The organism is Microbacterium sp. SORGH_AS_0454 (assembly GCF_031453395.1).
GTDB lineage: Bacteria > Actinomycetota > Actinomycetes > Actinomycetales > Microbacteriaceae > Microbacterium.
Genome location: NZ_JAVIYS010000001.1, coordinates 3,358,695 through 3,379,048, shown reverse-complemented (window position 1 = coordinate 3,379,048; position 20,354 = coordinate 3,358,695). Strand labels below are relative to the sequence as shown.

Here is a 20,354-nt window from a genome sequence, read left to right as displayed (position 1 = left end):
ATCGGTGCGTCCACTGCGGGAGGACGAGTGCGGACGATCAGACGTCCGTCGCAGGGGCGGCGTTTAGACTTGCTCGCATCATGACCACCCCTGTCTCGACCCCGACGCTGATCGCGCCGTCCATCGCCGCTCACGGCGTCGACGGTCCGCGCACCTACGAAGTCCGTACGTTCGGCTGCCAGATGAACGTGCACGATTCGGAGCGGCTCTCGGGCTCGCTCGAGAGCGCCGGGTATGTCCGAGCGGATGCCGGCACGGAAGCCGACGTCGTGGTGATCAACACCTGCGCGGTGCGCGACAACGCCGCCGGCAAGCTCTACGGAACGCTGGGCCACCTCAAATCACGCAAGGACGCGCACGCCGGGATGCAGATCGCCGTCGGCGGCTGCCTCGCCCAGATGGACAAGGACGCGGTCCAGCAGAAGGCCCCCTGGGTCGACGTGGTGTTCGGTACGCACAACATGGGCTCGCTCCCTGGCATGCTCGAACGCGCCCGTCACAACGGCGAAGCCGAGCTCGAGATCCTGGAGTCGCTCGAGATCTTCCCGTCGACGCTGCCGACGAAGCGCGATTCCGTTCACAGCGGGTGGGTGTCGATCTCGGTGGGCTGCAACAACACCTGCACGTTCTGCATCGTGCCGAGCCTGCGCGGCAAAGAGAAGGACCGTCGCCCCGGCGACATCCTGAACGAGATCCGCCTGCTCGTGGACGATGGCGCCATCGAGGTCACCCTGCTGGGGCAGAACGTCAACTCCTACGGCGTGGAGTTCGGCGACCGTCTGGCGTTCGGCAAGCTCTTGCGGGCGGCGGGCGAGATCGAGGGCCTCGAGCGTATCCGCTTCACGAGTCCTCACCCGGCTGCCTTCACCGACGACGTGATCGCGGCGATGGCAGAGACCCCCGCGGTCATGCCGCAGCTGCACATGCCGTTGCAGTCGGGCTCGGACCGCATCCTCAAGGCGATGCGCCGGTCGTACCGCAGCGAGAAGTTCCTCGGCATTCTGGACCGTGTGCGTGAGCGCATCCCGAACGCGGCCATCACGACCGACATCATCGTCGGCTTCCCCGGTGAGACCGAGGAGGACTTCCAAGAGACGCTTCGAGTCGTCGAGGCCGCGCGCTTCTCGAGCGCCTTCACGTTCCAGTACTCCATCCGCGAGGGCACTCCCGCAGCCACCATGGCCGATCAGGTGCCTAAGGCTGTCGTGCAGGAGCGTTACGAGCGTCTGCTCGCGCTGCAGGACCGCATCGCCGCCGAAGAGAACCAGAAGCAGCTCGGCCGCACGCTCGAGGTGCTCGTCTCTGCCGGCGAGGGCAAGAAGGACGCCTCGACCCACCGTCTCACCGGCCGCGCCGAAGACAACCGCCTGGTGCACTTCGAGCTGCCGGAGGGCTCGCCGCTCCCGCGCCCTGGCGACGTGGTGTCCGTCACGGTGACGCACGCGGCGCCCTTCCATCTGCTCGCCGATGCGCCCGACGGAGCACCGCTGCGCATCCGCCGGACGCGCGCGGGCGACGCGTGGGATCGGTCGCAGGCCGAGTCCTGCGGCATCCCGGCGCCGGCGGGCGAGAGCGGTGCCCCGCGCGCGGTGTCGCTGGGCCTTCCCACCCTCCGCGTCGGCGTGTGACCGCGCCGGTCCTGTGGGCCGTCGTCGGTGCGACGGGCACGGGCAAGACCGGGCTCTCGCTCGATCTCGCCGAGGCTCTGGCGGCCGGCGGTCGGCCGGTCGAGATCGTCAACGCCGACGCGATGCAGCTGTATCGCGGCATGGACATCGGCACCGCCAAACTCCCCGAGTCCGAGCGTCGTGGCATCCCGCATCATCTTTTCGACGCCCTTGCGGTCACCGACGAGGCCGCGGTGGCTTGGTATCAGGATGCCGCGCGCACCGCGATCCGCGAGATCCACCGGCGGGGAGCTGACGCGATCCTCGTCGGCGGCTCGGGACTGTACGTCTCGAGCGTGCTGTGGGACTTCCGCTTCCCGCCGCGCGACGAGAAGCTGCGCGCCGAACTCGAGGACGAGCTCGAGCGACACGGTGCGGGTGTGCTGTTCGCGCGTCTCCGCCAGGCCGACCCCGCGGCCGCCGAGCGCATCGATCCGCGCAACGGCCGCCGGGTCGTCCGCGCCCTCGAGGTGTTGGCGCAGGGTAGCGAGACGCACGGCGGTGCCCTTCCCGAGGCGCCGGAGTTCTGGCATCCGGACACCCGTATCGTGGCCACCGCCCTCGCCCGCGAGGAGCTCGTTCCGCTGCTCGACGCGCGCGTCGAGCGCATGTGGGCGGACGGGCTCGTCGACGAGGTCGCGCAGCTGCGCGCGCAGGGCCTCGAGCGCGGCGCGACCGCGGGGCGGGCTATCGGCTATGCGCAGGCCCTCGCGCAGTTGCGGGGCGAGCTGACCCGCGACGAGGCCGTCGCCGAGACCCAGGCGCTCACGCGGCGTTACGCGCGTCGGCAGGTGTCGTGGTTCCGGCGGTACGACACGGCCCGGTGGGTCGATGCGCGGGCGGTGGATGCCGGCCACCTGGCATCCCGACCGTGGGAGGAACCGTGACGATCGATATCCGTGCGTTCGCGCCGGCGGACGAGGACGTCGTCGTGGCGCTCTGGGAAGAGGCGGGTCTCACGCGGCCCTGGAACGATCCGCGCGCCGATATCCGCCGCAAGCTCGCTGTCCAGCCCGAGCTCTTCCTCGTGGCCGTCGACGACGGCCGGGTCGTCGGCAGTGTGATGGCCGGCTACGACGGCCACCGTGGCTGGCTGTACTACCTCGCGGCCGCGGCCTCGCACCGCGGGCGGGGGATCGGCCGCATCCTCGTCGCCGAGGCGGAGCGGCTGCTCGAGTCGATGGGCTGCCCCAAGGTGCAGCTCATGGTGCGTCCTGACAACGCCGGCGCACGCGGCTTCTACGACGCGCTCGGCTACGAGCCCTTCGACACGTGGGCGACCGGCAAGCGGCTCGTTGTCGACGGGCCGGGCGGGCCGTCGCCCTCGGCCTGAGCGACGAACGGACGTCGCCCCTCCCTAGACTGGGCGCATGGCGACTCTCGCGTTCACCAAGGGCCACGGCACCGGAAACGACTTCGTGGTGGTGGCCGACCCCGACGGCGAACTCGACCTCTCGGACGCGCAGATCGCCGTGCTCTGCGATCGTCACTTCGGTATCGGGGCCGACGGCCTGTTGCGCGTCGTGCGGTGCGCCGCGATCGACGAGGGGGCGGATGCCGCTGCCGCGGGTGTCGAGTGGTTCATGGATTACCGCAACGCCGACGGATCGAAGGCGGAGATGTGCGGCAACGGAACCCGCGTGTTCGCGCGCTACCTGAGCGACACCGGTCTCGCCTCGCTCGACGGGGGCCTGCGCATCGGCACACGCGCGGGAGTGAAGACCTTGACACGCAGCGACCGCGGCTACGAGGTCGACCTGGGCGTCTACGCGATCGAGGGCGACGAGACCCTCGTGCGCGCCAAGGGTCTGCCGGTCGCGCGACCGGGGGTGGGTATCGACGTGGGCAATCCGCACGTCGTGGTCGCCCTTTCGTCGGACGCCGAACTCGAGGGTCTCGATCTCGCCTATCAGCCGGTGCTCGACCCGGCGCCCCGTCACGGCGCGAACGTCGAGTTCGTCGTCCCCGCCGACCCGCTCGTGCGCGACGGGGTCGGGGCGATCCGCTTGCGCGTGTTCGAGCGCGGTGTGGGCGAGACGCTGAGCTGCGGTACGGGCGTGGCCGCGGCGGCTCTGGCCGTGCGCCACTGGGCCGGGGCGGCCGCACCCGACTCCTGGGTGGTCGATACCCCGGGCGGCACGCTGGGTGTGCGCGTGTCCGAGGGTCGCGTCTACCTGTCGGGTCCCGCGTCGCTGGTCTTCACGGGCGAGGTCGCGCTGGCCTGAGGCGCGCCGCCCTGTCCTGGGCATGCGCGATCGGCGCGAGGGGATACGACCGAGGCTCGCGCGGTCGGGTGGTCTCGCGTGAGAGGCGCGATCTTGGCATCCGGTCTCGGCGAGGCGGATCGCCGCGCCGTCAGGAGACGACGTCGATGAGCTCGCTCGGCGGCGAGCCGTGCTTGCGGACGCGCAGCACACGGAAGCCCCGGCCGGTGGCGGCGCGCTGTACGCCGTAGCCGTCGGGGAAGGTCGCCGCCAGCCAGCGCTGCAGCGAATCGGAGCCCAGGTTGCGCTGAACGACGAACCAGCCGTCGCTGCGCTCCGAGAGGCGCGGGATCCAGTGCCGCAGCATGCCGTGCAGCTCGGACTTGCCGACGCGGATCGGCGGGTTGGATCGGATGGTGCGGAACGAGACGTCGTCGGGAACATCCTCGGGCCGCACGGCGTTGATGTTGTCGAGGCCGAGCGAATCGGCGTTGCGTCTTACGAGATCGAGAGCACGCTCGTTGACGTCGACCGCCCAGACGGTCGCGTGCGGTGAGGCGAGCGCCAGAGACAGCGAGATCGGACCCCACCCGCACCCCAGGTCGAGGAAGTGCCCGCCGGCGGGAGGGGGCGGGGTGTTCGCGAGCAGCACCGATGTGCCGGCATCGACGTGGTCGGGACTGAAAACGCCGCCGGCCGTGACCACCTCGAGCTCTCGACCGGCCAGCGTCACGCGGAGGTGGCGGAGCTGCTCGGGACTCGACGGCGACGCGCTGAAGTAGTGCTCGCTCCCCATCACGCCAGGATATCCGACCGTCCGCCGCACCGCGGGGACGGATAAAGTGCCAGAACACGCGGGAACACCGCGAACGGAAGGAACCCATGACCGAACAGACCACACCCCCGAGCACCGACGCGTCTCCGGTGGATCCGGTGGACCGCGTGCTCTCGCGCGCCGAAGCGCACCGCGGGGTCCGGGTCTTCGGCGCCGCTCAAGCGCTCCAGGACGTGACCACGGCCTACGGCGGCGACTCCGACGGTGATCAGTGGGACCGCGAGGAACGTGCGGCGCTGCGCCGCGTCGCAGGTCTGTCCACAGAGCTCGAAGATGTCACCGAGGTCGAGTACCGGCAGCTGCGCCTCGAGAACGTCGTGCTCGTCGGCGTGCACCCTCAGGGCGAGCAGGCGGATGCCGAGAACTCCCTGCGCGAGCTGTCGGCTCTGGCAGAGACGGCCGGTGCCGTGGTGCTCGACGGTGTGCTGCAGCGCCGGCCGCATCCGGATCCGGCGACCTATGTCGGACGCGGCAAGGCGGCGGAGCTGCGCGACATCGTCGCCGCCGTCGGCGCCGACACCGTGATCGCCGACACGGAGCTCGCCCCGAGCCAGCGGCGCGCCCTCGAAGACGTCGTCAAGGTCAAGGTGATCGACCGCACGACGGTGATCCTCGACATCTTCAGTCAGCACGCCAAGAGCCGCGAGGGTAAGGCTCAGGTCGAGCTCGCGCAGCTCGAGTACCTGCTCCCGCGTCTGCGCGGGTGGGGTGACTCGATGTCGCGTCAGGCCGGTGGACAGGTCGGCGCCGGCGGTGCCGGTATGGGCTCACGCGGACCCGGTGAGACGAAGATCGAGCTCGACCGCCGCCGCATCCGCACGAAGATGGCGCTGCTGCGCAAGCAGCTGCGCGACTTCGCTCCCGCTCGCGAGGCCAAGCGCGCCGAGCGAAAGCGGCACACCATCCCGTCGGTGGCCATCGCCGGGTACACGAACGCCGGTAAGTCGAGCCTGCTGAACCGCCTCACGAGCGCCGGTGTCCTGGTCGAGAACGCCCTGTTCGCGACGCTGGATGCCACGGTCCGCCGCTCCGAGACGAGCGACGGCCGCGTGTACACGCTGACCGACACGGTCGGTTTCGTGCGGAACCTCCCGCACCAGCTCGTCGAGGCGTTCCGGTCCACGCTCGAGGAGGTCGGCGACGCCGACGTCATCCTGCACGTCGTCGACGCCTCGCACCCCGACCCGGCCGCACAGCTCATGACGGTGCGCGACGTGATGGGCGACGTCGATGCGAACTTCGGTCAGGAGATCGTCGTCTTCAACAAGGCCGACCTCGTCGGCGAAGACGACCGCCTCGTGCTGCGGGGGCTCGCGCCGAACGCGAAGTTCGTCTCCTCGCGGACGGGTGAGGGCATCGACGAGCTCCGCGCCGCGATCGAGGACGCCCTTCCGCTGCCGGCGGTCGAGGTGCAGGCGGTCGTTCCCTACGACCGTGGCGACCTCGTCTCAGCCGTCCACGAGAGCGGACTCATCGTGGCGCAGGAGCACCGCGAGAGCGGAACGTTCCTGCACGCGCACGTGGGCGCTCGTCTCGCGGCGGAGCTTGCGGCATTCGGAGCCTGACCCGAGGCGGCGTCACGGGCCCCCGCGCGTAGGCGCGGGGCCCGTCGCCTCTTCCCGGGGGAGCGGTGCCCCGCGGACGCGGGGCAGTTCCGCGTGCAGCGACGTCTGCGTCCGTTGCGTCCTGCGCGGACTCAGCCGAGCTCGAGCGCCGGAGTGCCCGGTGTCTCGAAGCCGAACACCGCGCCGAGGAAGCCGAGTTCGCGCTCGAGCGAATCGATCACCGTCTCGGACCGTCGGAACCCGTGTCCCTCGCCCTCGTAGAGGACGTAGGCGTGCGGCACGCCGTGTGCGGTCAGAGCATCGCGGATGGCCTCGGCCTGCGACGGCGGGACCACCCGGTCTTCCGAGCCCTGCAGGATGAGAAGGGGTACGCGGAAGAGCTCCGGGAGCCCCAGGGGCGAGCGCTCGAGGTACACCGCCTCGGCCTCGGGCAGGGGCCCGATGAGGCCATCGAGGTAGCGGGCCTCGAAGTCGTGCGTGTCCTCCGCCAGGGCCCGGGCGTCCCCGACGCCGTAGCGCGAGATGCCGGCCGAGAACACGTCGGTGCGGGTCACGGCAGCCAGCACCGTCCAGCCGCCCGCCGAGCCACCCGCGATGGCGAGGCGATCAGGGTCGGCGAGCCCCGCCTCGGCGAGGGCGGATGCGGCGGCCGCCACGTCGTCGACGTCGACCACGCCCCATTGGCCCCTCAGCCGGTCTCGGTACGCGCGGCCGTACCCGGTAGAGCCGCCGTAGTTGACGTCCAGGACGCCGATACCGCGACTGGTGAAGAACGCCGTCTTCGCCGAGGGGGCGGGGCCCACGTGCGAGGTGGGTCCGCCGTGGACGAGTACGACGTAGGGCGGGCGTTCGCCCGCGATCGGCGCGACGCCGGGGTTGGTGGGGGCGTAGGCGAAGGCGTGCACCGGGCCATGGGGTCCGTCGGTGGACAGGGCGCGGGCTGCCGGCATCCATTCGTCTCCCCACGAGCCGGAACCGCCGGTGACGAGCTCCACCGCGCCGGATTCGAGGTCGACGAGCCAGAGCCCCGAGCGTCCGCGGGCGTCGGACCCCGAGACGAGGACGCGCGAGCCTCGAACGTCGTCGATCGCGGCCCCCGCGACGACGGGCACGACGATCGGGCGCACGCCGCTGGGGGCGATCTCGACGATCTCGTCCGCCCCGTTCGTGCGGACCGCGACGACGCGTCCGTCGGCGGCTGCGCCGAACCAGCGGGTGCCGAGCACCCACAGACCTCCGCCGGTGTCGGCATCGGCCGGGGCGAGGGGCTGGGCGTCGCCATCGAGAGGACGGCGGAAGAGGTTCCAGCGACCCTCGGGGTCGTCGGCGTAGAGCAGCTCGTCGTCCGCGATCCAGACGGGCTGCAGCGGTGCGCGTCGTTCCCCGCCGGCCACGTCGAGGATGACCCCCGTCTCGAGGTCGGCGACACGGAGGGTCGTGGCATCCCACGGCATGTCGGGGTGGTTCCACGCGATCCATGCCAGACGACGGCCGTCGGGGGAGAGGGCGGGCTGCGCGAGGAAGTCGCTGCCCTCGGCGAGCACCTCCGTCGCCCCGTCGAGCGGGATGCGCACGATCTCGCGGCGCGGCACGCGGGACGCGCCGTGTGTCTCGCGGATGGCGAGGAGCCCCCCGTGCTCCCAGCGGAGGCCGCCGTGGCGTACGGCGTCGTCGGCGGGAGTGAGGGGTCGCGCGGTCCCGCCCGGGCGAAGCGCGTACACGCGTTGGTCGGTCTTCTCGACGTAGTACAGCTCGCCATCGTCGGACGCGGTCCACGCGCCGCCGCCGTACTCGTGGACGGCGGAGCGGGCGTTGGCGGGTGCGGGGAGAACCGTCTCTACGGAGCCGTCGGCCCGGCGACGCTTCACCGCGACACGACCGGCCTCGTGGGGGAGGGACTCGCCCCACCAGATCTCGTCGCCCACGAGCCGAGCCCCGTCGACGCGCGGTGACGCCTGCGCGACGGACTCGGGCGTGATCGGGGAGGGCCAGGAACCGTAGGGGAGGGTGTCAGCCATGACCCCAGCCTAGGCAGGGCCTACGACATCCACCCGCGTAGAACGGAAGAGGCCGGATGCCACCTCTCGGTGCGCATCCGGCCTCGAGTCGTCGGGCTCAGACGGTACGCAGCACCGCGACGACACGACCGAGGACGACGGCCTCGTCGCCGAGGATCGGCTCGAACGCGCTGTTGCGGGGGAGCAGCCACGTGTGGCCGTCGCGCCGACGGAAGGTCTTGACCGTCGCCTCGCCGTCGAGCATGGCGGCGACGATCTCGCCGTTCTCGGCCGTGGCCTGCGAACGGATGACGACCCAGTCGCCGTCGCAGATGGCCGCGTCGATCATCGACTCGCCCGAGACCTTGAGCATGAACAGCTCCCCCTTGCCGACGAGCTGGCGCGGGAGGGGGAAGATCTCCTCGACCTGCTGGTCGGCCGTGATGGGCACGCCGGCTGCGATACGACCGACGAGGGGCACCAGGGCGGCGTCGCCGAGGGCGGGAGCGGCGTCGGCGGGGTTCTCCGCGGCGGCGCCGGGGAGGTCGATGAGCACCTCCATCGCTCGCGTCTTGCCGGGGTCGCGGCGAAGGTAGCCGCTGAGCTCCAGCTGGTTGAGCTGGTGGGTGACGCTCGAGAGCGACTTGAGTCCGACCGCGTCGCCGATCTCGCGCATGCTCGGCGGGTACCCGTGCCGCGCGATGGATCGCTGGATCACTTCGAGGATCGCCAGCTGCTTGTCGCTGAGATTCTTGCGCCGCCGGGTCTGCGGCCGTTCGCGGCCGGCGGCGGTCGTCGCGTCGGTCATCTGTGCTCCCCTCGCGCCGCGCAAACCACGGCGGAAATTCGAATGTCGGAGGTTGGTGATGAGGTCTCCGTGTCGAAACCGTATCCGGTCGACGACCCGATTGATACGGAGGCCCACGCGTGTCGCGTTCGATTCGTCTGCGATACACGAGGTCTTGACACTCGAACAGGTTCGAATATAGATTCGGAATACAGATTCGCACCACCGCCCTCCCGGCCGAGGGTGGGGTGCGAATCTCTCCCCACCAAGGAGCACATCATGAGCAGCATCGCCCTCACCGCCCCGTCCACTCGCCTGCGCATCACCGCGCGCGGCCGCCGTGTCGTGGCGTTCCTTATCTCCCTCCCGATCGTCGCCGTGCTCTCCGTGGCGATCGTCGGTGGCGGATCCGCCCTCGCCTCCGGCGACGCCGGCGCTCCCGCCGGTTCGTTCACCGAGATCACCGTCATGAGCGGCGAGACCCTGTGGTCCATCGCCGAAGACGTGGCCCCCTCCGCCGACCCGCGCGACGTGGTGGCAGAGATCACGCGCCTCAACGCTCTGCCCGGCGGCTCGGTGTCAGCGGGTCAGCGCATCGCGATCCCCGCCGAGTACGCCCCCGCGGCCTGAACGGCGGGTCGCGGCTCGTGCGCCTCGACTCCGCTCGACGCCTACGATGGGTGAGGTGACCGTACGCCTCGACGACCTTCCTCTTCGCGACGATCTGCGGGGTATGACCCCGTACGGAGCCCCGCAGGCTGCACTGCCCGTGGCGCTCAACGTGAACGAGAACACGCATCCTGTTCCGTCCGAGGTGGCTGACGACATCCTGGACGCCGTCGCTCGAGCGCTTCGGGACGTCAACCGGTACCCCGACCGCGAGTTCACCGGACTGCGCGAGGCCTTTGCGGGATACCTCGGGCACGGCCTGAACCCCGAACAGATCTGGGCGGCCAACGGCTCGAACGAAGTGCTCCAGCACATCTTGCAGGCCTTCGGTGGCCCCGGCCGTACGGCGATGGGCTTCGCTCCCACCTATTCCATGTACCCGATCCTCACGCGCGCCACGGGTGCGCGCTGGGTCACCGGGGAACGGGAGCACGACTTCACCCTCTCGCCCGCGTCAGCTGCGGCGCAGGTGCGCGAGCAGCGGCCCGACGTCGTCTTCCTCTGTGCGCCGAACAACCCGACGGGAACGCCTCTGCGCCTCGATGTGGTGGAGGCGGTGTACGACGCCACCGACGGCATCGTGATCGTCGACGAGGCGTACGAGGAGTTCGCCCCGCGGGACGAGCCGTCGGCGGTTTCTCTGCTCCCCGACCGCCCGCGGCTGGTCGTCTCGCGCACCATGAGCAAGGCCTTCGCCTTCGCCGGCGCCCGGGTGGGATACCTCGCGGCCGACCCCGCGCTGGTCGACGCTCTCCGCCTGGTCCGTCTTCCGTACCACCTGAGTGCTCTCACGCAGGCGGCGGCGACCGCGGCTCTCGGCCACGCCGAGACGATGCTGTCGATGGTCGACGACATCGTGGCGCAACGCGACCGCATCTCGGCGACGGTGTCGGCGCTGGGCTACACGGCCCACGAGTCGTGGACCAACTTCGTCCTGTTCGGCGGTGTCGACGACCCGGCAGCCACCTGGAAGGCGCTGTACGACCGGGGTGTCCTGATTCGAGACGTCGGCATCGCCCACCACCTCCGCGTGACCGCGGGAACGGCCGACGAGACCACCGCATTCCTCGACGCGCTCGCCTCGGTAGGATCGCGATCATGACCGGCCCCGCCTCGCCCCGTACCGCTTCGATCACCCGGGAGACGAGCGAGTCCCGCGTCGAGCTCGAGCTCGACCTCGACGGTCGAGGCGTCAGCGACATCTCGACGACCGTGCCGTTCTTCGACCACATGCTCACCGCGTTCGCGAAGCACTCCCTGACCGACCTGCGCGTCCGCTCCACGGGTGACACCCACATCGACGCCCACCACACGGTCGAAGACACCTCGATCGTGCTCGGACAGGCCATCCGTCAGGCGCTCGGCGACAAGTCCGGTATCGCGCGCTACGGCGACGCTCTCGTGCCGCTCGACGAGGCCCTCGCGCAGGCCGTGGTCGACATCAGCGGTCGTCCCTACCTCGTGCACACCGGCGAGCCCACGGGCTTCGAGCACCACCTCATCGGCGGTCACTTCACCGGGTCGCTCGTGCGTCACTCGTTCGAGGCGCTCTCCATCCACGCCGGACTGACCGTCCACGTCCGTGTTCTGGGTGGGCGCGACCCGCACCACATCGCCGAAGCCGAGTACAAGGCGCTCGCGCGTGCCTTCCGCCAGGCCAAGGCTCTCGACCCCCTCGTCGACGGCATCCCGAGCACCAAGGGCGCATTGTGACGCGGAGACCCGTCGTCGCCGTCTTCGATTACGGTTCGGGCAACGTCCACTCCGCGGTCAAGGCGCTCATCGAGGCGGGAGCCGACGCGCGGCTGACTTCCGACCGTTCTCTGCTGCTCGACGCCGACGGGCTGCTGGTCCCCGGCGTCGGCGCGTTCGGTGCGGTCATGGGCGCGTTGAACGACAGCCGGGGCGGCGAGATCATCGATCGTCGTCTGGCGGGCGGTCGCCCCGTCCTGGGTATCTGCGTGGGCATGCAGGTCATGTTCGCGCGCGGTATCGAGCGCGGCGCCGACACCCCCGGCCTGGGGGAGTGGCCCGGAACCGTCGCGGAGCTCGAGGCGCCGGTGCTCCCGCACATGGGCTGGAACACCGTGGCACCCGGTGACGGGTCACGCCTGTTCGACGGCCTCGAGAAGGAGCGGTTCTACTTCGTGCACTCGTACGCGGCGCAGGACTGGTCGCTCGAGGTCGCCCCGCCGTTCCCCCAGCCCGTTCTGACCTGGTGCACGTACGGGGCGCCGTTCCTGGCGGCCGTCGAGAACGGCCCCCTGTCGGCGACCCAGTTCCACCCGGAGAAGTCGGGCGAAGCCGGCATCCGTCTGCTCGCCAATTGGATCGACGGGCTGCGCACGACTACTGTGTGACCTCGTGCCCCGGCTCGGCGAGATGCGCCGAAGGGTGCGAGGAGCCATGAACGATTTCGCGTCCACGCCCGAACTTGTGCTGCTTCCCGCGGTCGACGTCGCCGACGGCAAGGCCGTCCGTCTGACTCAGGGTGAGGCCGGTACAGAGACCAGCTACGGCGATCCCGTCGACGCCGCCGCGGACTTCGCCCGGCAGGGCGCGCAGTGGATCCACCTCGTGGACCTCGACGCCGCCTTCGGTCGCGGCAGCAACGCCAGCGTCATGCGCAAGGTGATCAAGCAGGTCAAGGGCGTGCAGGTCGAGCTCTCCGGCGGCATCCGCGACGACCGTTCCCTCGAGGCGGCTCTCGAGAGCGGCGCGAGCCGTATCAACCTCGGCACCGCGGCCCTCGAGAATCCCGAGTGGGCCGCCGACGTCATCAACCGCTACGGCGAGGCGATCGCGGTCGGTCTCGACGTGCGGGGCACGACCCTCGCCGCGCGCGGCTGGACCCGTGACGGCGGCGACCTGTGGACGGTGCTCGAGCGCCTCGAAGACGCCGGTTGCAGCCGATACGTCGTCACCGACGTCACGAAGGACGGCACTCTCCGCGGCCCCAACATCGAGCTGCTGCGTGAGATGACGCAGCGCACTCCCAAGCCGATCGTCGCCTCGGGCGGCGTTTCGAGCCTCGACGACATCGCGGCCCTGCGCGAGCTCGTCCCGCTCGGTGTCGAGGGCGCGATCGTCGGCAAGGCGCTCTACGCGGGCCAGTTCACCCTGGCCGAGGCGCTGGATGTCGCCGGACACTGACGATCCCCACGGCCACGCCCACGGCGCCCACGCGGATTCCGCAGGCGTCCCGTGGGAGGGCCGGAGCTTCTCGGCCAACCCCCACTCGGGGGACGCCGGATCCGCCGATCCGGCGCTGCTGGCGGCGCTCCTGACGTTCCGCGCGGGCGAGGGCGATGCCCGCTCCGTCGTCGACGCCTATCGCGACGCGCGCTTGCTCATTCCGTTGGTGGCGGAGAAGGGCGACCACGGCATCGGCGCGCACGGCCTCGAGGTCGACAAGACCCAGGAACTGTCGATCGTGACGGTAGCCGCGCCCGACGGTCGCAAAGTGCTCCCGGTCTTCACCTCGGTGACGGCTCTGCAGACGTGGGATGCCACCGCACGGCCGGTGCCCGCCGACGGACGGCGCACGGCGCTGGCGGCGGCATCGGAGGACACCGAACTCATCGTCGTCGATCCCGCGTCAGAGACGGAGTTCGTCATCCGCCGTCCGGCGGTGTGGGCGATCGCTCAGGGCGAGCCCTGGGAGCCGGCGCACACCTCGCCCTCGATCTTCACCGGGCTTCACGAGAGCATCGCCGGAGAGCTGGCCGTCCTCGATCTCGCCGTCGAGTCGGGAGACCCGACCGGGCGTCTGCGCGGGCCTGAACTCGTCGTGCATCTTCAGCTCATGTCCGGCCTCGAGCAGGAGGAACTGGATGCCACGCTGGCGCGTCTGGCGCGACGCTGGTCGGCGGACGATCGGATCGCTGTCCTCGTCGACTCCCTGACGGTCAAGCTCCACCGCAGCACCGAGTCCTGACCCCAGCACCGAGTCCTGACCCCAGCACCGAGTCCTGACCCCAGCACCGTCACCGCAACAGGACGGTGCGTCGAGAACAGGCCACCCCGGCGTCCGGACCCCTGTCCTCGTGGCATCCCCTGTGCTCGTGACAGCAGCCGGGGCGTCGCCCGCTCCCATACCCCTCGGGTGTCACGGAAGAGGTGGCCTGCGGCACAGCGCGCAGTGATGCCCCCTTCCCCAGGCAATCGGGGAAGGGGCCCCGCTCTTGCCTTGGGAAGGGGGCATCACGAAGCCCGGTACCCCAGAGCGACAGACTTACGTGACGGGCCCCGTCCACTTCTCGCCCGGGCCCTTGCCGATCGGATCCTGAATCGTCGACGCCTCGCGGAAAGCCAACTGCAGCGACCGCAGGCCATCGCGCAGGGAGCGGGCGTGCATGTCGCTGATCTCGGGAGCTCCGGCGGTGATGAGGCCGGCGAGGGCGTTGATGAGCTTGCGGGCTTCGTCGAGGTCGAGCTGCTGGCCGGGGTCGTCGGCGAGTCCGGTCTTGACCGCGGCGGCGCTCATGAGGTGGACCGCGGCGGTGGTGATGACCTCGACGGCGGGGACATCGGCGATGTCACGCGTGGCGGAAGAGGCTGCACGCTCCTGCTCCTCCCAGCGGGCGAGGCGCTCGTCTTCGGCTCCGTGGCGGTGTGTGCCCTGGTCGTGGGCGGGCTGGTCGGAGGGGATCGTGTCCACGTGAATCTCTCTGCTAGACTATGGCGGGCTTCGGAGTGTTTCACTCCGTACGAAAGAGGATCACATCCCACCCGCGCTTGCCGCTCCAGGCTACCGGGTTCCCGCACTCCGCTCCGTTTCGCACGGGGTTGCCTGGGTGCAGAAGCCGGTGCCGAAAGCACCGTGCCGGGTGGCGTGTCTCTCCTCTTCGCCCGCGATTCCGATGGATCGCGGCGGCCACCACCCGTATGAAAGAGGAGTTCCGCATCAGCGATCCCCGCACCAACGAGCGCATCCGAGTCCCGGAGGTCCGTCTCGTCGGACCCAACGGCGAGCAGGTCGGCATCGTCCGAATCGAAGCTGCGCTGCGCCTGGCCCAGGAAGCGGACCTCGACTTGGTCGAGGTCGCGCCGAGCTCGAAGCCGCCCGTGGTCAAGATCATGGACTACGGCAAGTTCAAGTACGAGGCCGCTCAGAAGGCCAAAGAGACGCGTCGTAACCAGGCGAACACCGTCCTCAAAGAGGTCCGGTTCCGTCTGAAGATCGAGGCTCACGACTACATCACCAAGCTCAAGCGCGCCGAGGGCTTCCTCCAGGCGGGCGACAAGGTGAAGGCCATGATCTTGTTCCGTGGTCGCGAGCAGTCGCGTCCCGAGCAGGGTGTCCGTCTGCTCCGCAAGTTCGCCGAAGACGTCGCCGAGTTCGGCACGGTCGAGTCGAACCCCACGATCGACGGCCGCAACATGGTGATGGTGGTCGCCCCTCACAAGAACAAGTCCGAGGTCAAGACCGAGCAGAACGCGCAGCGCACGGCGAACCGTGAAGCCGCGCGTAGCGCCGCTCGAGGCGACTCGGCACCCACAGACGAAGCTGCTCCGGCGTCCGCCGAGTAAAGCTCCCCGACTCCCGCTCCGGCGGGAACCCCAACGAAGGAAGACAGATGCCGAAGCAGAAGACCCACTCGGGCGCCAAGAAGCGCTTCAAGCTCACCGGTAGCGGCAAGCTCATGAAGCAGCAGGCCGGCATGCGCCACAACCTCGAGGGCAAGGCCTCCAAGCGCACCCGTCGCCTCAACCAGGAGCAGGTCCTGGCCAAGGGCGACTCCAAGGTCGCCAAGAAGCTCCTCGGCCTCTGAGCGCCGACGCACGTTAGGAAGAATGAGAAATGGCTAGAGTCAAGCGGGCAGTAAACGCCCACAAGAAGCGTCGCGTCATCCTGGAGCGCGCGTCCGGTTACCGCGGTCAGCGTTCGCGCCTGTACCGCAAGGCCAAGGAGCAGGTCACCCACTCCCTGGTCTACGCGTACCGTGACCGTCGCAAGCGCAAGGGCGACTTCCGTCGTCTGTGGATCCAGCGCATCAACGCCGCTTCGCGCGCGAACGGCATGACGTACAACCGCTTCATCCAGGGCCTCGGCCTCGCGGGTGTGCAGGTCGACCGTCGCATGCTCGCCGAGCTCGCCGTGAACGAGCCCGCCGTGTTCGCGTCGCTCGTCGCGACCGCGAAGGCCGCGCTGCCGACCGACGTCAACGCTGCGAAGACCGCGTAAGACACGTCTTCTCGAAACGGGCGTCCTCTTCGGAGGGCGCCCGTTTCATCGTTCCCGCGAGTCGTTCGCGCGGCGTGGGGAAAGCATTCCGTCTGCGCCATACACTGGGGTCGTGCTCGAGAACCCCCGTTCGCCCCGGGTGCGCGCCGTGGCGAAGCTCAGCAAGCGCGCTGCCCGCCAGGAGACAGGCCTGTTCCTGCTCGAAGGTCCGCAAGCCGCGCGCGAGGCGCTCGCCTGGGCGCCCGAGACCGTGCTCGAGGTGTACGCGACATCTGCCGCTCTCGACAAGCACACCGACGTGCGCGATGCCGCCGAGCAGGCGGGTGTCGACCTGCAGGTCACCACCGAAGCGGTTCTGGACGCCATGGCCGACACCGTCACGCCGCAGGGGATCGTCGCGGTGGCGAGGCAGGCGCCCACCGCGCTGAAGGACATCCTGGCGGGGGAGCCTCGCCTGGTCGCGATCTGCGAGGAAGTGCGTGATCCCGGCAATCTGGGCACGATCATCCGAGCCGCGGATGCCGCGGGAGCCGACGCCGTGATCCTGACCGGCCGGACCGTCGACCCCTACAACCCCAAGGTCGTACGCTCGACCACCGGCTCGCTCTTCCACCTGCCGATCGCTGTCGATCTCGAGCTGGCGGACGTCGTCGCCCGCGCTCACGAGGCGGGGTTGCGCATCGTCGCCGCCGATGTCGAGGGCACCGATTTCCTGGCATCCCGAGAGCTTCTGTCGGAGCCGACGGCCTGGCTGTTCGGTAATGAGGCCCGCGGTCTCGACGAGTCCGCCCTGGCTCAGGCGGACCTCGCTCTGCGTCTGCCGATCTACGGTCGCGCCGAGTCCCTCAACCTGGCCACCGCGGCGAGCGTCTGCCTCTACGAGACGGCTTTCGCACAGCGAGCACGCTGACCCCCGCTGTTACAGAACGGTTAAGGCGTGCGCAGGAATGTGGTCGGGCGCCCAGCATCCTCATAGGGTGAGGACATGGCATCCGTTCCCCCGAAGACCGAGCCCTTGGTCGTCGTCTCCGACGTCCAGAAGCATTATGGGCAGTTCCAGGCTCTGAAAGACATCGACCTCACCGTCGACCGCGGCGAGGTCGTCGTGGTCATCGGCCCGTCGGGTTCCGGCAAGTCGACGCTGTGCCGCACCATCAACCGTCTCGAGACCATCACGAGCGGGTCGATCACGATCGACGGCAAGGAGCTTCCCAAAGAGGGGAAGGGCCTGGCCGAACTGCGTGCCGACGTCGGCATGGTGTTCCAGTCGTTCAACCTCTTCGCACACCTGACGATCCTCGAGAACGTCACGCTCGGGCCCATCAAGGTCCGCAAGATGAAGAAGGCGGATGCCGAGAAAGAGGCGCGTGCGCTTCTCGATCGCGTGGGCGTGGGCCACCAGGCCGACAAGCTCCCCGCCCAGCTCTCGGGTGGACAGCAGCAGCGTGTGGCCATCGCCCGTGCGCTGGCGATGAAGCCGAAGGTCATGCTCTTCGACGAGCCGACTTCGGCTCTCGACCCCGAGATGATCAACGAGGTGCTCGACGTCATGGTCGGCCTCGCCAAGGACGGCATGACGATGATCGTCGTCACCCACGAGATGGGCTTCGCGCGTAAGGCCGCGAACCGCGTGGTGTTCATGGCCGACGGGCAGATCGTCGAGCAGGCGACGCCCGAGCAGTTCTTCACCCGCCCCGAGTCCGACCGTGCCAAGGACTTCCTCTCGAAGCTCATCACGCACTGAGGCTTTCCCCTGACGGCGATGAACGAGGAGGTTCTTCCGCCGACCGCATACGCACCGTTCCCCCCGGTCGATCTCGCGCGCCGTCACCGACGACCCCTATCCGCACAGCACACGTAACCAAGGAGACATCACATGCGTAAAACTCGTTTTCTCGCCGGCGCGAGCATCGTCGCCGCCGGCCTGCTGGCCCTGACGGCCTGCAACAGCGGCACCCCGGGCGCAGCCCCCGGTTCCGACGGCGGCAGCGGCTCCGACGCCCCCGTCTACGGCGCGGTCGCCACCGACGTGAAGATCGACGGCAGCCCCACGTTCGAGAAGATCACCTCGGCCGGCAAGATCGTGGTCGGTGTGAAAGAAGACCAGCCCGGCCTCGGCTACCTCGACCCCGTGACGGGCGAGCGCAAGGGCTTCGACGTCGACGTCGCGCGCTGGATCGCCGCGTCCCTCGGGTACGACCCGGCCGACACCTCGAAGGTGGAGTACAAGGCCATCGCCTCGGCAAACCGCGAGCAGGCCATCATCAACGGCGACATCGACTACTACGTCGGGACCTACTCGATCACCGACAAGCGCAAGGACCAGATCTCCTTCGCCGGTCCCTACTTCCTGACCGGTCAGGGCCTGCTCGTGGCCGCCGACAACGACACCATCACGGGCAAGGACTCGCTCACGGCCGAGACCACCGTGTGCTCGGTGACCGGCTCGACGCCGATCCAGCGGATCCGCGAGCAGACGCCGGCCAAGGTCGTCGAGTTCGACACCTACTCGCAGTGCGTCGAGAAGCTGAAGAACGGCGAGGTCGACGCGGTGACCACCGACGAGGCGATCCTCCTCGGCTACGCCGCGCAGGACCCCGACAACCTCAAGATCGCGGGCGAGCCCTTCAGTGAGGAGCGCTACGGCGTCGGCATCGCCAAGGGCGACACCGCCTTCCAGGAGTTCGTGAACACCATGTTCACCGATGGCGGTTCCACCTGGGAGGCCATCTTCGAGAAGAACCTCGGCGCCTCGGGCGTCAAGGGCGAGCAGCCGGCGGTCGACCCCGTCAGCTGATCTCCCGGTGCGGGCGGCGCACACCGCGCCGTCCGCACCGCCCGACGAGGACGACGAGAGAGAAACGGACAGCGTACGGTGAACCAGATCTTCGACTACCCCGACCTGTGGGCGCAGGCGCTCTGGGGGACGGTCGTGCTCTTCTTGGGCGGCGGCCTGATCGCGCTCGTGCTCGGCTTCATCGTGGCCGCCATGCGCGTGTCGCCCGTGCCCATCGCGCGCGCGGTCGGCGCGGTCTACGTGAACTGGATCCGCAACACCCCGCTCACGCTGGTGCTGTTCTTCTTCGCGTTCTGCGTCCCGCTGCTGATCGACGTCCCGCGCGGCAGCTTCTTGACGCTGGCCGTGTGCGGCCTCGGCATCTACACCGCGACCTATGTGGCCGAGACCCTGCGCGCCGGCATCAACACCGTCCCCGTGGGCCAGGCGGAGGCGGCTCGCGCGCTCGGCCTCGGTTTCGGCCAGGTCATGACGCTCGTCGTGCTGCCCCAGGCGACCCGTTCGGTCATCCCGCCGATGATGAGCGTCTTCATCGCCCTGCTCAAGAACACCACCGTCGCCGCCGGATTCTCGGTGGTCAACCTCGGAAACATCCGAGCGACGATGAGTGAGAACGGCGAGAACCAGCTCGTCACCATCCTCCTCGTGATGGCGGTCTTCGTCATCCTCGTCCTGCTGCTCGCTGGGCTGCAGAGCGCCGCCGAGAAGAAGTGGAAGGTCGCCCGATGAGTTCCTCCGTCCTCTATGACGTGCCGGGTCCCCGCGCGCAGCTGCGCAACCGCATCCTCGGCGTGATCACGCTCGTCTTCGTCGCCGCCGTCATCGGCTTCGTCGTGTGGCGCTTCATCGACACCGGCCAGTTCTCGGCGGCGAAGTGGAACGTCTTCAGCTACAGCGCGATCTGGGAGCGATTCGGTCAGGCGACGCTGGCGACTCTCGCGGCGTTCGCCGTCGCGGCCGTCGGCGCGCTCGTCCTCGGATTCATCCTCGCCATCGGCCGCATGTCCGACCACCGCTGGGTGCGCCTTCCGGTCGGGTGGGTCGTCGAACTGCTCCGCGCCGTCCCCGTCCTCGTCTTCATGCTGTTGCTGTACTACGGCCTGCCCGTCGTCGGTATCAAGATGTCGTCGTACTGGGCCGTCGTCATCGCGCTGATCCTCTACAACGGTTCGGTCCTGTCCGAGGTCATCCGCGCGGGCGTCGAGGCGCTGCCGCGCGGCCAGAGCGAGGCCGGGTACGCTGTGGGGCTGCGCAAGGCCGGCGTGATGCGCCTGATCCTGCTTCCGCAGGCGATCCGCGCCATGCTGCCCGTGATCATCGCCCAGCTCGTGGTGACGTTGAAAGACACCGCACTCGGCTTCATCATCACCTACCCCGAACTCCTGTACTTCGCACGTCTGCTGGGATCGAATGGCGAGTACGGGTCGCCGCTGATCCCCGCCGCGATGGTCGCCAGCGTCATCTACGTCGCGATGTGCCTCGCCCTGTCGTACACCGCGCACCGCGTCGAGATCGGTCTGCGCCGGTCGCCGAAGGGCGGCAACGTCGCCCCCGCCGAGCCGGCGGGGCAGACCGGCACCGACACCGAGCTGATCGTCGCTCAGCGCGGTCTCGGGAAGCACGACCCGGGTTCTCCCGCCTGACGC

23 protein-coding genes are annotated in these 20,354 nt (G+C 69.5%); 19 read left to right on the top strand and 4 right to left on the bottom strand.

Translation table 11 applies throughout. The features are described 5' to 3' along the window. The first annotated feature begins 80 nt into the window (after positions 1 to 80). From miaB to dapF, 4 genes are read left to right on the top strand one after another with little or no spacing between them, the layout of a single operon-like run. The gene (gene miaB, locus QE454_RS16275; protein ID WP_210071873.1) at positions 81 to 1,628 is read left to right on the top strand and encodes a tRNA (N6-isopentenyl adenosine(37)-C2)-methylthiotransferase MiaB; all 1,548 of its coding nucleotides are present in this window, start codon (positions 81 to 83) and stop codon (positions 1,626 to 1,628) included. Continuing rightward, on the top strand, positions 1,625 to 2,554 hold the full coding sequence (gene miaA / locus QE454_RS16270) for a tRNA (adenosine(37)-N6)-dimethylallyltransferase MiaA (RefSeq protein ID WP_307459656.1): 930 nt from the start codon (positions 1,625 to 1,627) through the stop codon (positions 2,552 to 2,554). Before miaB ends, miaA begins: the two co-directional genes overlap by 4 nt. Beyond that, positions 2,551 to 3,000, top strand: a complete 450-nt coding sequence (locus QE454_RS16265; RefSeq protein WP_307459659.1) for a GNAT family acetyltransferase — start codon at positions 2,551 to 2,553, stop codon at positions 2,998 to 3,000. Before miaA ends, QE454_RS16265 begins: the two co-directional genes overlap by 4 nt. Before the next feature lie 37 nt (positions 3,001 to 3,037). After that, the gene (gene dapF, locus QE454_RS16260; protein WP_210071870.1) at positions 3,038 to 3,892 is read left to right on the top strand and encodes a diaminopimelate epimerase; all 855 of its coding nucleotides are present in this window, start codon (positions 3,038 to 3,040) and stop codon (positions 3,890 to 3,892) included. 130 nt (positions 3,893 to 4,022) lie between these two features. Here the strand turns inward: dapF and QE454_RS16255 are convergent, their stop codons facing one another. Continuing rightward, positions 4,023 to 4,667, bottom strand: a complete 645-nt coding sequence (locus QE454_RS16255; protein WP_210071869.1) for a class I SAM-dependent methyltransferase — start codon at positions 4,665 to 4,667, stop codon at positions 4,023 to 4,025. Positions 4,668 to 4,753: 86 nt separating this feature from the next. Between QE454_RS16255 and hflX the strand changes: the two genes are divergently transcribed. Beyond that, complete coding sequence (gene hflX, locus QE454_RS16250; RefSeq protein WP_210071868.1) at positions 4,754 to 6,271, top strand: GTPase HflX; 1,518 nt, start codon at positions 4,754 to 4,756, stop codon at positions 6,269 to 6,271. Between the two features lie 131 nt (positions 6,272 to 6,402). Here the strand turns inward: hflX and QE454_RS16245 are convergent, their stop codons facing one another. Then, positions 6,403 to 8,289 (bottom strand): prolyl oligopeptidase family serine peptidase, encoded by a 1,887-nt coding sequence (locus tag QE454_RS16245; protein WP_307459663.1) that lies wholly within the window; start codon positions 8,287 to 8,289, stop codon positions 6,403 to 6,405. 97 nt (positions 8,290 to 8,386) lie between these two features. Further along, positions 8,387 to 9,076: a transcriptional repressor LexA gene (gene lexA / locus QE454_RS16240; protein ID WP_210071866.1), complete on the bottom strand. Its 690-nt coding sequence runs from the start codon at positions 9,074 to 9,076 to the stop codon at positions 8,387 to 8,389. A 258-nt stretch (positions 9,077 to 9,334) separates the two neighbouring features. On the opposite strand from lexA, the gene QE454_RS16235 reads away from it, so the two are divergent. From QE454_RS16235 to QE454_RS16210, 6 genes are read left to right on the top strand one after another with little or no spacing between them, the layout of a single operon-like run. Continuing rightward, positions 9,335 to 9,685 carry a LysM peptidoglycan-binding domain-containing protein gene (locus QE454_RS16235; RefSeq protein WP_307459666.1) on the top strand — a complete coding sequence of 117 codons (351 nt, stop codon included), beginning with the start codon at positions 9,335 to 9,337 and terminating at the stop codon, positions 9,683 to 9,685. A 46-nt stretch (positions 9,686 to 9,731) separates the two neighbouring features. After that, entirely contained in the window at positions 9,732 to 10,826 is a 1,095-nt protein-coding gene (locus tag QE454_RS16230) for a histidinol-phosphate transaminase (RefSeq protein ID WP_267786642.1), read from the top strand. Beyond that, entirely contained in the window at positions 10,823 to 11,437 is a 615-nt protein-coding gene (gene hisB / locus QE454_RS16225; RefSeq protein ID WP_210071863.1) for an imidazoleglycerol-phosphate dehydratase HisB, read from the top strand. Before QE454_RS16230 ends, hisB begins: the two co-directional genes overlap by 4 nt. Then, positions 11,434 to 12,084 (top strand): imidazole glycerol phosphate synthase subunit HisH, encoded by a 651-nt coding sequence (gene hisH, locus QE454_RS16220; RefSeq protein WP_210071862.1) that lies wholly within the window; start codon positions 11,434 to 11,436, stop codon positions 12,082 to 12,084. The genes hisB and hisH overlap by 4 nt, the downstream gene beginning before the upstream one ends. A 46-nt stretch (positions 12,085 to 12,130) precedes the next feature. Further along, the gene (gene priA, locus QE454_RS16215) at positions 12,131 to 12,877 is read left to right on the top strand and encodes a bifunctional 1-(5-phosphoribosyl)-5-((5-phosphoribosylamino)methylideneamino)imidazole-4-carboxamide isomerase/phosphoribosylanthranilate isomerase PriA (RefSeq protein ID WP_210071861.1); all 747 of its coding nucleotides are present in this window, start codon (positions 12,131 to 12,133) and stop codon (positions 12,875 to 12,877) included. Next, positions 12,861 to 13,661: an SseB family protein gene (locus QE454_RS16210; RefSeq protein WP_307459668.1), complete on the top strand. Its 801-nt coding sequence runs from the start codon at positions 12,861 to 12,863 to the stop codon at positions 13,659 to 13,661. The genes priA and QE454_RS16210 overlap by 17 nt, the downstream gene beginning before the upstream one ends. A 297-nt stretch (positions 13,662 to 13,958) precedes the next feature. On the opposite strand, the gene QE454_RS16205 is transcribed toward QE454_RS16210, so the two are convergent. Further along, positions 13,959 to 14,384 (bottom strand): DUF1844 domain-containing protein, encoded by a 426-nt coding sequence (locus QE454_RS16205; protein WP_373458847.1) that lies wholly within the window; start codon positions 14,382 to 14,384, stop codon positions 13,959 to 13,961. A gap of 227 nt (positions 14,385 to 14,611) precedes the next feature. Here QE454_RS16205 and infC point away from each other — a divergent pair, with 227 nt between their 5' ends. The 8 genes from infC to QE454_RS16165 all read left to right on the top strand — a co-directional run bounded on the left by infC (position 14,612) and on the right by QE454_RS16165 (position 20,351). Then, positions 14,612 to 15,256: a translation initiation factor IF-3 gene (gene infC, locus QE454_RS16200; RefSeq protein WP_144782047.1), complete on the top strand. Its 645-nt coding sequence runs from the start codon at positions 14,612 to 14,614 to the stop codon at positions 15,254 to 15,256. Positions 15,257 to 15,303: 47 nt separating this feature from the next. Further along, positions 15,304 to 15,498, top strand: a complete 195-nt coding sequence (rpmI, locus tag QE454_RS16195) for a 50S ribosomal protein L35 (RefSeq protein ID WP_013583375.1) — start codon at positions 15,304 to 15,306, stop codon at positions 15,496 to 15,498. Between the two features lie 29 nt (positions 15,499 to 15,527). Further along, positions 15,528 to 15,911, top strand: a complete 384-nt coding sequence (gene rplT, locus QE454_RS16190; protein WP_056227445.1) for a 50S ribosomal protein L20 — start codon at positions 15,528 to 15,530, stop codon at positions 15,909 to 15,911. 112 nt (positions 15,912 to 16,023) lie between these two features. Next, on the top strand, positions 16,024 to 16,821 hold the full coding sequence (locus QE454_RS16185; protein WP_210071858.1) for an RNA methyltransferase: 798 nt from the start codon (positions 16,024 to 16,026) through the stop codon (positions 16,819 to 16,821). Between the two features lie 75 nt (positions 16,822 to 16,896). Continuing rightward, the gene (locus QE454_RS16180; protein WP_373459405.1) at positions 16,897 to 17,655 is read left to right on the top strand and encodes an amino acid ABC transporter ATP-binding protein; all 759 of its coding nucleotides are present in this window, start codon (positions 16,897 to 16,899) and stop codon (positions 17,653 to 17,655) included. Positions 17,656 to 17,787: 132 nt separating this feature from the next. Further along, a complete protein-coding gene (locus tag QE454_RS16175; protein ID WP_210071857.1) occupies positions 17,788 to 18,708 on the top strand; it encodes a glutamate ABC transporter substrate-binding protein in 921 nt (306 codons plus the stop codon). A gap of 78 nt (positions 18,709 to 18,786) precedes the next feature. After that, positions 18,787 to 19,437, top strand: coding sequence for an amino acid ABC transporter permease (locus QE454_RS16170; RefSeq protein ID WP_307459673.1), 651 nt, complete (start codon positions 18,787 to 18,789; stop codon positions 19,435 to 19,437). Beyond that, positions 19,434 to 20,351, top strand: coding sequence for an amino acid ABC transporter permease (locus tag QE454_RS16165; protein ID WP_210071855.1), 918 nt, complete (start codon positions 19,434 to 19,436; stop codon positions 20,349 to 20,351). Before QE454_RS16170 ends, QE454_RS16165 begins: the two co-directional genes overlap by 4 nt. The last annotated feature ends 3 nt before the right edge of the window (positions 20,352 to 20,354 follow it).